General features: G+C 60.6%; 13 protein-coding genes. 9 read left to right on the forward strand and 4 right to left on the reverse strand.

What is annotated here, in order from left to right; translation table 11 throughout:
• The coding region (locus JWQ61_RS06190) for a TraB/GumN family protein (RefSeq protein WP_304359755.1) at nucleotides 1–654 on the forward strand (654 nt) is incomplete at its 5' end.
• Nucleotides 655–663: 9 nt separating this feature from the next.
• The gene (gene mnmC / locus JWQ61_RS06195) at nucleotides 664–2,448 is read left to right on the forward strand and encodes an FAD-dependent 5-carboxymethylaminomethyl-2-thiouridine(34) oxidoreductase MnmC (protein ID WP_304359756.1); all 1,785 of its coding nucleotides are present in this window, start codon (nucleotides 664–666) and stop codon (nucleotides 2,446–2,448) included.
• Nucleotides 2,449–2,479: 31 nt separating this feature from the next.
• On the opposite strand, the gene JWQ61_RS06200 is transcribed toward mnmC, so the two are convergent.
• Entirely contained in the window at nucleotides 2,480–2,797 is a 318-nt protein-coding gene (locus JWQ61_RS06200) for a YXWGXW repeat-containing protein (protein WP_304359757.1), read from the reverse strand.
• Nucleotides 2,798–3,059: 262 nt separating this feature from the next.
• On the opposite strand from JWQ61_RS06200, the gene JWQ61_RS06205 reads away from it, so the two are divergent.
• A complete protein-coding gene (locus tag JWQ61_RS06205) occupies nucleotides 3,060–4,679 on the forward strand; it encodes an NAD(P)/FAD-dependent oxidoreductase (protein ID WP_304359758.1) in 1,620 nt (539 codons plus the stop codon).
• Between the two features lie 23 nt (nucleotides 4,680–4,702).
• Here JWQ61_RS06205 and JWQ61_RS06210 read toward each other — a convergent pair whose 3' ends face one another.
• From JWQ61_RS06210 to JWQ61_RS06220, 3 genes are all read right to left on the reverse strand, one after another.
• Nucleotides 4,703–4,984 (reverse strand): type II toxin-antitoxin system RelE/ParE family toxin, encoded by a 282-nt coding sequence (locus JWQ61_RS06210; RefSeq protein ID WP_304359759.1) that lies wholly within the window; start codon nucleotides 4,982–4,984, stop codon nucleotides 4,703–4,705.
• Nucleotides 4,974–5,222, reverse strand: coding sequence for a type II toxin-antitoxin system Phd/YefM family antitoxin (locus JWQ61_RS06215; RefSeq protein ID WP_120237607.1), 249 nt, complete (start codon nucleotides 5,220–5,222; stop codon nucleotides 4,974–4,976). The genes JWQ61_RS06210 and JWQ61_RS06215 overlap by 11 nt, the downstream gene beginning before the upstream one ends.
• A gap of 243 nt (nucleotides 5,223–5,465) precedes the next feature.
• The gene (locus tag JWQ61_RS06220) at nucleotides 5,466–5,828 is read right to left on the reverse strand and encodes a winged helix-turn-helix domain-containing protein (protein ID WP_304359760.1); all 363 of its coding nucleotides are present in this window, start codon (nucleotides 5,826–5,828) and stop codon (nucleotides 5,466–5,468) included.
• Nucleotides 5,829–5,961: 133 nt separating this feature from the next.
• On the opposite strand from JWQ61_RS06220, the gene JWQ61_RS06225 reads away from it, so the two are divergent.
• The 6 genes from JWQ61_RS06225 to JWQ61_RS06250 all read left to right on the forward strand — a co-directional run.
• Nucleotides 5,962–6,531: a hypothetical protein gene (locus JWQ61_RS06225; RefSeq protein WP_304359761.1), complete on the forward strand. Its 570-nt coding sequence runs from the start codon at nucleotides 5,962–5,964 to the stop codon at nucleotides 6,529–6,531.
• A gap of 148 nt (nucleotides 6,532–6,679) precedes the next feature.
• Nucleotides 6,680–7,087 (forward strand): biopolymer transporter ExbD, encoded by a 408-nt coding sequence (locus JWQ61_RS06230; RefSeq protein ID WP_304359762.1) that lies wholly within the window; start codon nucleotides 6,680–6,682, stop codon nucleotides 7,085–7,087.
• Nucleotides 7,087–7,815, forward strand: a complete 729-nt coding sequence (locus JWQ61_RS06235; RefSeq protein WP_369684884.1) for a TonB family protein — start codon at nucleotides 7,087–7,089, stop codon at nucleotides 7,813–7,815. The genes JWQ61_RS06230 and JWQ61_RS06235 overlap by 1 nt, the downstream gene beginning before the upstream one ends.
• 103 nt (nucleotides 7,816–7,918) lie before the next feature.
• Complete coding sequence (locus tag JWQ61_RS06240; RefSeq protein WP_304359763.1) at nucleotides 7,919–10,312, forward strand: TonB-dependent receptor; 2,394 nt, start codon at nucleotides 7,919–7,921, stop codon at nucleotides 10,310–10,312.
• Nucleotides 10,313–10,411: 99 nt separating this feature from the next.
• Nucleotides 10,412–11,062, forward strand: coding sequence for a MotA/TolQ/ExbB proton channel family protein (locus JWQ61_RS06245; protein WP_304359764.1), 651 nt, complete (start codon nucleotides 10,412–10,414; stop codon nucleotides 11,060–11,062).
• Nucleotides 11,063–11,107: 45 nt separating this feature from the next.
• A partial coding sequence (locus JWQ61_RS06250; RefSeq protein ID WP_304359765.1) for a 5'-nucleotidase C-terminal domain-containing protein occupies nucleotides 11,108–12,458 on the forward strand: 1,351 nt, incomplete at its 3' end.

Below are 12,458 nucleotides of genomic sequence, written 5' to 3' on the forward strand. Positions count from 1 at the left end.
GGACTGGCCGACCTGATGACCAAATACGGCATCTACGCCAACGGCAAATCGCTGGCGCAGGAACTGCCGCCGCCGCTGCTGCTGCAGCTCAATCCGCTGCTGGAAAAATACGGCCTGACGCTGGACGCCGTGGCCACCATGAAACCGTGGCTGCTGGCGACCATGCTCGGCTTCAGCGAATACACCCATCAGGGTTATCTGGCGCAGTACGGAGTCGACGCCACCCTGGCTGCGTATGCAAAAAAACAGGGCAAGCCCGTGGTCGAGCTGGAAACCGCGGAACAGCAGCTGTCCTTGCTGGGCAAGCTGACGCCGGCCGAGCAGATCCAGTTCCTGCAAGACAGCATTGACGAGATACTGGATCCCGCCAAGGCGCAGCGTTCATTGCAACTGATGACGCTGTGGCGCAACGGCGATGTCGACGGCATGGCCGCCATGCTGGCGGAACTGACCAGCGACGACACCTTCACCGGCAAGTTCGTGCAACGCGCTTTGCTGGATGAACGCAACCCCGGCCTGGCCGACGGCATAGCCAAACTGACGAGCGCGACGCCGCATGCATTCGTCGGTATCGGCATGCTGCATCTGGTCGGTAAAAACAGCGTGCTGGCGATGCTGCGGCAACGCGGTTACACGGTAAGCCGGGTTTACTGACGCGGTGCCATGACTGTTACGGATACGCCGCCGGCAGACTACGCGCTTGATTGGCGCGGACGAGACAGCTTCGTCCTGCTGGACAGCGAGTTCGGCCACGGCGAGCTTTTTTTCGCCGCATGGCAAGCGTGGCGCAACGATCCTCAACGTCCGCGGCAGTTACATTACCTGGCCCTTGTGCCGCAACTTGCCGCGTGCAATGAATTGCAGCAAACCGCGGAAAACCACCCGGAGTGGCAAGCCTTGTGCGCAGAGCTGCGCGCAGCTTGGCCGCCGGCGGTGCCTGGCTTTCATCGGATTTTCCTGCAGCAGGGGCAACTGGTCCTGACGCTGATGATCGGCGACGGCGCCGCCTGCCTGCGCCAGATAGCCGCGAAAGTGGATGCCTTCCGGTTGCACGGAAGCCGTTGGCGGGAGTGGTCTTTGCCGGTGCTTGGCACGCTGGGTAGGTTGGCTGCCGGACATGCCAGCCTGGACATTGCAGGCGCGGAAGCGGCGGCCCGCAAGCAGCTGCAGCAAACAGGATTTGTGTTTGACGGCGGCGACGGACGCACCGCCCGTTTTAACCCACGCTTCACCGCACGTTCGGCAGCCGCGCCTGTCCATGCCGACCGCCGCGCGATTGTCATCGGCGCCGGCCTGGCCGGCAGCGCTGCTTGTCAGCGCCTGGTGCAGCGCGGCTGGCGCGTCGATCTGGTCGAAAGCCACACGGCGCCGGCGCAGCAGGCATCCGGCAACAGCGCCGGCATTTTCATGCCGCTGCTGTCGCGCGACGACAATCCCGGCTCGCGCCTCAGCCGCAGCGCCTATCTGTTCGCCCTGCAGTCCTGGCGCCAGCTGGGCGGCATCGGCGGCGCATTTGACGGCGCAGCCTGCGGCGTCCTGCAGGTCGCCCGCGACGCCGCACATGCCGAGAGCCAGCGGCAGCTGGCTGATTACTGGCGTTATCCGGCCGACTATGCGCAGTGGCTGGACCAGGCAAGCGCCGGCCGCGTTGCCGGTTGCCCGGTCAGCGGCGGCGCCTGGTTTTTCCCGGCGGCCGGCTGGGTGCAGCCGCGCAGCCTCTGCCAGGCCATGCTGGACAGCTGCGGCGAGCAACTGCAAACCCATTTCGGAAGACATGCCACCATCCTCGAACGGGGCCAGGACGGCTGGACCATCCGCGACCTGCACGGTGCAACAATAGCCGCCGCACCGGTAGTGATCCTGGCGAATGCCTGCGACGCTTTGCAGTTTCCGCAAGCGGAAGATTTGCCCCTGAGCGCCATCCGCGGCCAGGTTACCTACCTCGATGCCGGGCAGGTTCCTGCCATCAAGCCGGTGATATGCGGTGAAGCCTACCTGACCCCGGCTTATGAGGGGTCCTGCAGCATAGGCGCTTCCTATGACGAGGATGGCGAAACGGCGCTGCGCCGCGACAGCCAGGATCACAACCTGGCGCGCCTGGCCAATATCCTGCCCGGCTGGCAGGCCGGCCAGGCGCCGTTGGCCGGGCGCGTCGGTTTCCGCTGCGTGGCCAGCGACCGCCTGCCGCTGGTCGGCGCCTTGCCGGATAAAAACGGAGCAAGTCCTGTGCGCGAAGCAAAGCTGAAAGACCTGCCGCGCTTTCCCGGTTTGTACAGCCTGTTGGGTTATGCCTCGCGCGGCCTGATCTGGGCGCCGCTGGCGGCAGAACTGCTAGCGTCGCAGCTGAATGGAGAACCGCTGCCGATCGAAGCCGAGCTGGCGGCGGCGCTCGATCCGGCGCGTTTTCTGTTAAAAGAGCAGCGCCGCGGCAACCCTCCGCGCCAATGAAAAAGGGCGCCTCTCGGCGCCCTCTTGCTGCTTAACGATCCCAGCGGTATGGCCGCATCTGCCAGTCGCCGCGCGGACCCCGTTCCCAGCGCGGCGGCACGTAACGGTAACCCGGCCGCGCCCTCATCCAATTGCCGCCTACCCACACATGGCGACGGCCGTTCCAGCGCCAGTATCCGGGCGCCCAGACATAACCGGCGCGCGATGGCGGCACCACTTCATAACGCGGCGGTGGAGGCTGCCCGATCTGGACTCCGACATAGGTTGCCGCCTGGACTTGGGTCAGAGGCGTCACCAGGCCTGCGCCCAGCGCCAGCACACTGATGCATAAAATTGATTTGATCTTCATTCGCTACCTCCTTCGTTTAGAACCATCGGGTGATGACTAAAATATAGGCGATAACCATGTAGCGGCTTGTTATTTTGTGTTTCCAAAAGATACAGGCTCAACAAGCGCCTGAATGGCTTGCCGGCTGCCATTGCGCCCTCCCTAAGGTAAAATGGCGGCCTGCCGCATGGCATTGTCGTTTTATAAAATAATTGCGGGGCAGCCGCCGCTCGGTGTAGAACACAAAGGCGGCCTGCCTCCATCTGACTTCCCGGAAATACCCATGTTGCGATTGAATGAAATACAACTCCCCCTCGACCACCCTGAAGACGCCTTGCACGCAGCGATTCTGGGGCGGCTGGGAATCGCCGCTGAGGAAATGCTCGGTTACACAATTTTCCGCCGCAGCTACGATGCCCGCAAGAAATCCGCGGTGATCCTGACTTACAGCGTGGACGTCGAGCTCAAGAATGAGGACGCCATACTCAAGCGCCTGGCGCGCGATCGCACCGTGGCACCGACGCCGGACACCAATTACCGTTTTGTGGCGCAAGCGCCGGGCCAGCTGAAATCGCGGCCGGTGGTGATCGGCACCGGGCCATGCGGCCTGTTTGCCGGCCTGATCCTGGCGCAGATGGGATTCAATCCGATCATCCTGGAACGCGGCAAGGCGGTACGCGAGCGCACCAAGGATACCTGGGGACTGTGGCGCAAACGCGAGCTGCAGCCGGAATCCAACGTCCAGTTCGGCGAAGGCGGCGCCGGCACGTTTTCCGACGGCAAGCTGTGGACCCAGATCAAGGACCCCAAGCACTACGGCCGCAAGGTGCTGACCGAATTCGTCAAGGCCGATGCGCCGGACGAAATCATGTATGTCAGCAAGCCGCACATCGGCACTTTCCGGCTGGTCAAGATGGTGGAGCAGATGCGCGCCAGCATCGAAGCGCTGGGCGGCGAGTTCCGCTTCCAGCAAAAGGTCGAGGATATCGACATCGAGTGGAAAAACGATAGCGGCCAGGTACGCGCGGTGGTGCTTGCCGGCGGCGAAACCATCGTCACCGACCATGTGGTGCTGGCGATCGGCCACAGCGCCCGCGACACCTTCCAGATGCTGTACGACCGCGGCGTGTATATCGAAGCCAAGCCGTTCTCGCTCGGCTTCCGCATCGAACATCCGCAATCGCTGATAGACAAATGCCGCTTCGGCCCCAGCGCCGGCCATCCTATCCTCGGCGCTGCCGATTACAAGCTGGTGCACCACTGTGAGAACGGGCGTGCGGTCTACAGTTTCTGCATGTGCCCGGGCGGCACCGTGGTGGCAGCCACTTCGGAACCGGGACGGGTGGTGACCAACGGCATGAGCCAGTATTCGCGCAACGAACGCAACGCCAACAGCGGCATCGTGGTCGGCATCACGCCGGCCGATTATCCCGGCCATCCGCTGGCCGGGATCGCTTTCCAGCAGCATTGGGAATCGCGAGCGTTTGAATTGGGCGGCGGTACTTACGATGCACCGGGCCAGCTGGTTGGCGACTTCATCGCCGGCCGGCCATCGACTGTGCTCGGTTCGGTGACCCCCTCCTACAAACCCGGCGTCCACCTGGGCGACCTCAGCACCGCCTTGCCGGACTACGCGATTGCCGCCATCCGCGAAGCCTTGCCGGCTTTCGACAAACAGATCCGCGGTTTCGCCATGGCCGATGCGGTGCTGACCGGGGTCGAGACCCGCACTTCGTCGCCGGTGCGCATCAAACGCCACGACGACAGCCTGCAAAGCTTGAATACGACTGGATTGTTTCCGGCCGGCGAAGGCGCCGGTTATGCGGGCGGCATCATGTCGGCGGCGATTGACGGAATCCGGGTGGCGGAGGCAGTCGCCCTGAGCATGATGAACAAAAACTGAGCTGGCTCAAGAAGGCCGCCGGCCTAACGTTTTTCCGCGGCCTTGTACACCGCGTTACGCTCGCGTTTGCCAACGGCGACGACCAGCACGATCAGCTCCTGGTCGCGCACTTCATAGACTAGCCGGTAGCCGGCCTGGCGCAGCTTGATTTTATATCGGCTCCTGGAGCCGGATAACTGCGCGGACGGCACATGGGGAGCAAGCAATCGTTCCGCCAGTTTCTTTTTGAACTGCTCGCGCATGTCTTGATCCAGCTTGCGCCATTCCTTCAATGCTTCCTCAAGGAAAGCCAGTTCAAAGCTCATCCAGCTTGACCCTGACAACAGCCTGTCCTTTGCGGGCGTCTGCAACCGCATTCAGCTCCATGTCTTCCAGCTTGTTCATCAGCGCTTCATACGCTTTTGCCGGGACACAATAAAACGCCGGCTGGTTCCGGTTCAATATCGCCACAGGAAATCCTTCGCCTGCAGCAACAGTCCCCATAGGGTCTTTTTTCAACTCGGAAACGCTGGCGGTTGTTTCGGCAAGAATCAGGTGTGCCATAGAAATACTTTTAAAGGTATTGTTAACAGCACTAATAATAGCATCTTTCATGGCGCTCTCATAAATACCATTCGACTGAAGCCAAATAGTATTCGATTAATGAAAAATCGTAGTATGGCCCAACTTTCGGGTCAGGTTGCATGCATGCCCATAAGGCTTGGCTGAAATTGAATGGGCAAAAAAATACGCCCGAAGGCGTATTTTGATAACCGAACTTTGCACTCCCGCAGTCAACAGGATCAGCTATTTGCTCACATCCCGCGTCGCCTGCAGCAAGCACTTCGAAAGCTTGTCGAAATGCAGCCAAGCCGCCTGGCTAAGCTCCACCTGCTTGCGGCGCGTATCGTCGGTATCGCTCAAGACGATCCAGCCCTTTTCCCGCATCGATTTGAGCCGCGCGTGCAGCATGGCCGGCGAACCGAGTTCGCTTTGCGCCATCATGTCGCGTACCGACAGGCGTTCCCGGGCTTGCCCTGCGCGGGCGACGAAGGCCAGGATGCGGTCTTCCAGAGGGTCCAGCGACGGCAGCGACGGCAAGCCGCGCAAGGCATTCGCCAGTTGCAAGAAACGCACGTAGATATCTGCCGGACGATTATTTTTTTCCATGGCCATATTGTAAGCTGCTGCCGGGAACGGTTTGCTAACGCTGTTAAATTCATATCGATCATACCCGTCATTTCAGGCCCGCCGCAAGTATCTTCCTGCGCCGGCGCAGATACTTCGGTAAGATACGCGCGTCATGTCCACCACCCCCTCTCCCGCCGCGAAACTGCGTCTCAACCTGCTGACAGTCAGCAGCACGGCGATCGTCTACATGCTGGTGTACATGACCAACGACTGGCTGTTCAAGCACATCGAGTTCGCCCAGGGCATCGCCTGGATCTACCTGCCGGCAGGGATCCGGCTGATTTGCACCTTGCTGTTTGCCGAAGCGGGTGTGCTGGGCATCCTGATTGCCTCATTGCTGACTTCCAGCATCTACGCGCTCTTCCCCGGCGACCCGGTCACCACGATTGGCTACAGCATCATCTCGGCGCTGGCGCCCTACCTTGCCTATAGATTCACATTGCAGGAAATGCGCCTGCAGCCCTCGCTGAGCAACCTGACCACCACCCGCCTGCTGGCCTGCATCCTGCTGTACGGCCTGACCAATCCGCTGCTGCAGCTGATGTGGTTCGTCCTGCGCGGCGTCTCCTACCATTTCTGGTCGGGCCTGATCGTGATGTCCATCGGCGACCTGACCGGCTCGCTGATCGTGGTCTACGCGATCAAGATACTGTTGTCTTTCTTCCCATTGCCGCGGCGCTAGCCGACTGCAACCGCGTGGTGTCGCGGCCACATCGCTATCGATTGTAATACTGCCGAAATAATTCATCGCTATTCTGCCGACAGTTATAGAAATTATAGCGGTTAGCGACTTCGCGCTATCGCCGCACATCTTCCATCGGGGTATAGCAATGCGTAGTTGGGACGAACCAAAAAAGCGGAAAGCCCGCGTCGAAATCATTCCCATGATCGACGTGATGATGTTCCTGCTGGTGTTTTTTGTGCTGATCAGTCTCAACGTCATCCCCGCGCTCGGCCTGAAAACGCATTTGCCGACCGCCAGCAGTTCGCAAGACTTGAAACCGCAAAACAAGGCGGTCATCACGATCGGCCTCAACGACGCGTTGCAGATCGACGGTGTCGACACCAAGATCAGCGAATTGCCGGCGCGCCTGAACCTGGCGCGGAAGAATGGTGAAAAGCTCAACGTCATCGTCAACAGCGATCGCGGCGTCGAGGTGCAGCGGCTGGTGGAAGTGATGGACACGCTGAAGCAGAATGGCTTCGAGTCGATCTCCATCGCTACCCGCAAGCCGTGATGCAGGCAATGATGACCATGCCGTTCCTGTTTCGCTTCCGCGATGCGCTGGCGACATTGCCCGCCGTGCTCATGCTGGCGATCCTGGTCTTTGCCGGTATCCAGAAAGTGGTGAAGATCGAGCCGCATCCGGACGACTCCCTGGTGCAGATCGCCTTGACCGAACCGGAGCAGCCGGCGCCGCCGGTAGTCGTGCCCCCGCCGCCCACTCCGACACCACCGCAAATCGTCAAGCCCTTACCTGTGCCGGTAGCGCAACCGGTCCGGCAACCAACGCCGCCGCAGGCCGTGAGCGCGGCGCCGGTCAGCAGCAATCCTAGCCCGGAAGTGGCGGCGCCGCCCAAGGCAGTCGCTGCGCCGGCGGCACCGGCAACGCCACCGGCGCCCGAGCCGGCGCCGCCCGTAGCCAAACCAAACAACGCCAGCATCGAAGCAAGTTATGTCTCCAAGGTGCGCGCGCACCTGAACAGCATCAAGCGCTATCCGACCGGCCGCGAAGCCAGCCAGCAACGGCCGCAAGGCAAGGTCAAGGTCTGGTTCGTGCTGAACCGCGACGGCAGCCTGGTGGAGCAAGGCATAGAAGAATCGTCGAACTCCATGCTGCTCGACGAAGCCGCCCGCAAGACCATCAACCGCGCCGCGTTTCCTGCTTTTCCCGAATCCAGCTGGGCCGGAGAAGCGACACATAGATTCAGCGCGGAGCTGGAATTTATCCCGGGAGCGGGATAGAGCAACAACGAGCAACAACGAGCAACAACGAATCGAACCGCAACGAGCAGCTGTTTGAATGCTTAGTTTGAACACACACCAAAAATATACAGGGAGTAATGCCATGCAATTCAAAGTCACCCGGCTGTCACTGCTGATCTCCGGGCTATTCATCGCCGCCAGCCCGCTGGTCCATGCTGCCGATACGTCCAACGTCGGCAAGGTTACGGTGCAAGGCGATAACGGCGGCCAGAGCACCGGCCTGATCCAGCAGGAAGAATCGGCGAAAGCGCGCAGCTCGGTCAACCGCGATTACATGGACAAGCAAAGCACCACCAGCAATCCGTTCCAGATGATCAACCTGCTGCCAGGCGTGAACAGCTACGATACCGACGGCACCGGCCTGTTCGGCGGCAATATCCGGGTGCGCGGCTTCAACAGCGACCAGCTCGGCTTCACCATCAACGGCGCGCCGGTCAACGATTCCGGCAGCTTCGCCGTCTATCCACAGGAATACACCGATGCGGAAAACCTGTGCGACATCTTCGTCACCCAGGGTTCCACCGACACCGAAGCACCGCACGTCGGCGCCACCGGCGGCAATATCGGCATGACCATGTGCACACCGGAAGACCAGCGCCGTTTCCGCACCGAATACACTTTCGGTTCGAACAGCCTGTGGAAAGCTTATGTGCGCCTGGATTCCGGCAAACTGTTCAACGACCGCTTCAAGTTCTTCGTCTCCTATTCCAAGACCCAGGCCGACAAGTTCAAGGGCGATGGCCGCGCCGACAAGGAACACGTCGACTTCAACAGCAAGTTCGACCTGGGCGGCGGCAGTTTTGTCGATACCGGCTTCATGTACAACTCGGCCCTGAACAACAATTACCGTTCGCTGACCAAGGCCCAGATCGCCCAGTACGGACGCAACCTCGATTTCGGTACTGTCCCGCCGATCCACCAGCCTGGCGGCCCCGGCGCGCAAAATGATTCAACCTACGGACCGAACGCCGGCATCAACACCGGCAACAAGGACCTGTACTACGGCTACAACCTGAATCCGTTCAAGAACTGGCTGGGCACCATGAACGCCCACTTCCAGCTGGCGCCGCAATCCAGCATCGATGTCAACCCGTACATGTGGTACGGCTTCGGCACCGGCGCTAACCAGCTGCAAACCGTCAGCGAAGGCAATTCCGGCACCCTGCTCGGCGGCGGCGTGCGCGACGCCAACGGCGATGGCGACACCAAGGACACCGTGTTCGTCTATGAAGGCAGCCGCACCCGCACTTACCGTCCCGGCGTCACGCTCAAGTACAACCAGCAGATCGACAACCACAAGCTGATGGTCGGCTACTGGTACGAACGCGCGCGCCACCAGCAAACCGGTCCGTTTGCGCCTATCGACAACAACGGCAACTCCGCCGATGTCTGGCAAAACAATTCCGATGCCTGGCTGCGCAACCAGGATGGCTCATTCGTGCAGTATCGCGATACGCTCACCGTCAGCACCGGCAAATCGGCTTTCGTGCAAGACAACATCAGCCTGATGCAAGACAAGCTCAACCTGCAGCTCGGCGCCCGCTACTCGAGCATCGATCGCGATCTCACCAACAACCCGAGCCAGAGCGCACCCGGCTTCTATACCTTGCAGAAATCGTATTCCGATCTGCTGCCTAGCGTCGGCATCCGTTATCAGCTCGACCAGGTGCAATCGGTATTCTTTAATGCGGCGAAGAATTTCAAGGCGCCGGGCAACTTCTCTTACTTCGGCCTGATCTCGGGCGGCAAGTTCGTCAACGGCGTCTATACCGGCGGCACCGTGCGCAACCCGCTGGTAGACAAGGAAACCTCATGGAACTATGACCTCGGCTACCGCTATGCAAGCGACAAGTGGACATTTTCCGGTTCGCTGTTTTATGTCGATTACAAAGACCGCATAGCCACTTCCTACAACCCGGATACCGGCAATCGCACCGACTTCAATGTCGGCGATTCCACCTCCAAGGGCTTCGAACTGGAATCAGGTTACTCGCTCACCAAGAACCTGAGCCTGTACGGATCGCTGTCCTACATCAAGAGCAAGATGAAGAGCGACATGCCGTTTGCCGCCAATTTCGCACTGCCTACCGGCGGCAAGGAATTTCCGGATACGCCGAACTGGCTGAGCGGCATGAGCCTGCAATACGCGCAAGACAGCTGGTACCTGTTCGGACAGGCGAAATACACCGGCAAGCGCTACACCACGCTGGTCAATGACGACAGCCTGGGCGGCTATACGGTATTCAACGCCGGCGCCGGCTACACCTTCCCATCGTCGACATGGCTGAAGAAACCGACAGTGCGTTTCAATCTCAGCAATATCTTTGACAAGCAGTACCTGAACCTCAGTTCCGGCAGCGGCAGCCAGTTCACCACTAATGCCGTTGCGATCGGTCCGAATGCACCGGCATCGGCTCCGTCGTTCTACGTCAGCGCTCCACGCACTTTCAGCGTGACGCTGGTTGCGGATTTTTAATCGAGCTGTAGCAAGCCAAGTGCAGCAAACCATCGCGGCGGCCTTTGAACCAGGGGCCGCCGCTGCAACAAAAGTGCATTCGTGCGCAGAGAGGTCAACATGAACATGCAATTATTCCACGAGCTCGCTTTCTACCTGATGTACGCCTGCGCCGCCTTGGCGATATTCGTGATTGTCGAACGCGGGCTGTTTTTCAACTACACGCTGCGCCAGGCGATCGGCCTGGAAAAAGCCATGACCCACGCCGTGCAGCATGTGCAGGAACTGCCTGCCGCGTTGACATCGCGCGCCAGCCTGCCGCTGACGCTGGTGTCCGACATCCTGGCCGAAAAACACCAGCTGACCAGTGAAAAAGACCTGCAAGACTTCAGCGAGTCGGTCTACATCGCCAGCCGCGGCGAAGTGCAGCACCGGCTGTGGATCCTCGACACCATCGTCACCGCCGCTCCCCTGCTCGGCCTGCTCGGCACGATTTTGGGTATCATCGATACTTTCAAGGCCCTGGCGATATCCGGCGTATCCGATCCGGGCCAGGTATCGCAGGGCATAGGCACCGCTTTATATGCGACAGCGCTGGGCATCGGCATTGCGGTAGTCGGCATGTTTTTCTTTAATATGTTCCAGGAACGGATAGAACGCATCAACGATCATTTGAAAGTGCTGATGCTGCGCGCCTGCGTTGGTCGCGTGGCCGGCCACGATACAAAGGCCGCGGCGCTAGCTGAAGCGGGTAAATTGCATCTCGCCTAATAAACTGGATGGAAGCGGGATAGAATCGAGGACTGCTTGAAACACATGTGTGCAAAACCTGTAGTCCGGACCATCTTGTTGTGCTGCATGGCGGCTGCGTTCCTGGGCGCATGCGGCGGCCTGCAACCGGCGGCGCCGCTGGAAATCAACCTGGTCGCCATCAATGACTTGCATGGCCACCTGGAAGCCGAAACCAGGAGCTACGCCAGCGCGACCGACGCCGTGCCGCGCAAGTTCAAGGTCGGCGGCATAGACACCATAGGCGGCGCGCTCAGCGCCTGGCGCGCCGAAGATCCGCAGCTGCTGCTGGTCGGCGCCGGCGACCTGATCGGCGCCAGTCCCGCCCTGTCCTCGATCTGGGCCGACGAACCGACCATCAGCGCACTCAACCAGCTTGGCCTGCGCGTCAGTTCGGTGGGCAACCATGAATTCGACCAGGGCAGCGTTGAACTGCTGCGCTACCAGCATGGCGGCTGCAAGTCGAACCGGCCCGACAAAGCGTGCCAGTTTGACGACCATTTTCCAGGCGCCGGATTTTCTTATCTGGCCGCCAACGTCATCGACAAGACCACTGACCGCCCGCTGCTGGCGCCCTACCGGATTGAACAGGTACGCGGCGTCAAGATCGCTTTCATCGGCGCCGTAGTGCGCGCCACGGAAAAAATGGTGTCCGCCGACGGCATAACCAACGTCGATTTCATCGACGAGGCTGACGCCATCAACCGCTGGGTGCCCGAGATCAAGGCGCAAGGCGTCGGCGCCATCGTGGTCCTGATCCACCAGGGCGGCGAAACCCCCGAACCGTTCGACATGGCGGCATGCAGCCAGTTGCGCGGCCCGATTGTCGACATCGTCAAACGCCTCGACCCGGCCATCAGGCTCGTCATCAGCGCGCATACCCATAACGGCTATACCTGCCAGGTCGACGGCCGCACCGTGACGCAGGGCGAATCCTTCGGCCACATGCTGACGCGGATCAAGCTCACCATCGATCCGCGCATCGCCGATCTGCAAGGCAAGATCACTGCCATCGAGGCCCGGAACGTATTGATGGAGCAGCAGCGCTTTGCCCCTGATCCCGCCCTGTCGGTTTTCCTGCAAACGCTGAAAGCCCGCAGCGACCTGGTGCTGGCGCAACCGATTGCGCGCATTGCGGTAGCGCGCATCGACAACAAGATCAATGACGCCGGCGAATCGCCGCTGGGCGATGTCGCCGCAGATTCGCAGCTGGCGGCGACCCGCAAGCTGGGCGCGCAAATCGCCATGACTAACCACAAGAGCCTCCGCGAAAGCCTGGACAGCGGCGTAGGCGGCAGCAACTACGCCCAGGTCGCCGCCACCACGCCCTATGGCAATACGCTGATTCTGCTGTCGCTCAGCGGCAGCCAGCTGCTGG

It is taken from the genome of Collimonas fungivorans (assembly GCF_028292705.1).
GTDB classification, from domain to species: domain Bacteria; phylum Pseudomonadota; class Gammaproteobacteria; order Burkholderiales; family Burkholderiaceae_D; genus Collimonas; species Collimonas fungivorans_B.

Excerpts from the sequence above, each read along its gene's own strand:
- mnmC (WP_304359756.1), top strand. The coding sequence starts at position 664 with ATGACTGTTACGGATACGCCGCCGGCAGACTACGCGCTTGATTGGCGC.
- JWQ61_RS06200 (WP_304359757.1), bottom strand. The coding sequence starts at position 2,797 with ATGAAGATCAAATCAATTTTATGCATCAGTGTGCTGGCGCTGGGCGCA.
- JWQ61_RS06205 (WP_304359758.1), top strand. The coding sequence starts at position 3,060 with ATGTTGCGATTGAATGAAATACAACTCCCCCTCGACCACCCTGAAGAC.
- JWQ61_RS06210 (WP_304359759.1), bottom strand. The coding sequence starts at position 4,984 with ATGAGCTTTGAACTGGCTTTCCTTGAGGAAGCATTGAAGGAATGGCGC.
- JWQ61_RS06215 (WP_120237607.1), bottom strand. The coding sequence starts at position 5,222 with ATGGCACACCTGATTCTTGCCGAAACAACCGCCAGCGTTTCCGAGTTG.
- JWQ61_RS06220 (WP_304359760.1), bottom strand. The coding sequence starts at position 5,828 with ATGGAAAAAAATAATCGTCCGGCAGATATCTACGTGCGTTTCTTGCAA.
- JWQ61_RS06225 (WP_304359761.1), top strand. The coding sequence starts at position 5,962 with ATGTCCACCACCCCCTCTCCCGCCGCGAAACTGCGTCTCAACCTGCTG.
- JWQ61_RS06230 (WP_304359762.1), top strand. The coding sequence starts at position 6,680 with ATGCGTAGTTGGGACGAACCAAAAAAGCGGAAAGCCCGCGTCGAAATC.
- JWQ61_RS06235 (WP_369684884.1), top strand. The coding sequence starts at position 7,087 with ATGCAGGCAATGATGACCATGCCGTTCCTGTTTCGCTTCCGCGATGCG.
- JWQ61_RS06240 (WP_304359763.1), top strand. The coding sequence starts at position 7,919 with ATGCAATTCAAAGTCACCCGGCTGTCACTGCTGATCTCCGGGCTATTC.
- JWQ61_RS06245 (WP_304359764.1), top strand. The coding sequence starts at position 10,412 with ATGAACATGCAATTATTCCACGAGCTCGCTTTCTACCTGATGTACGCC.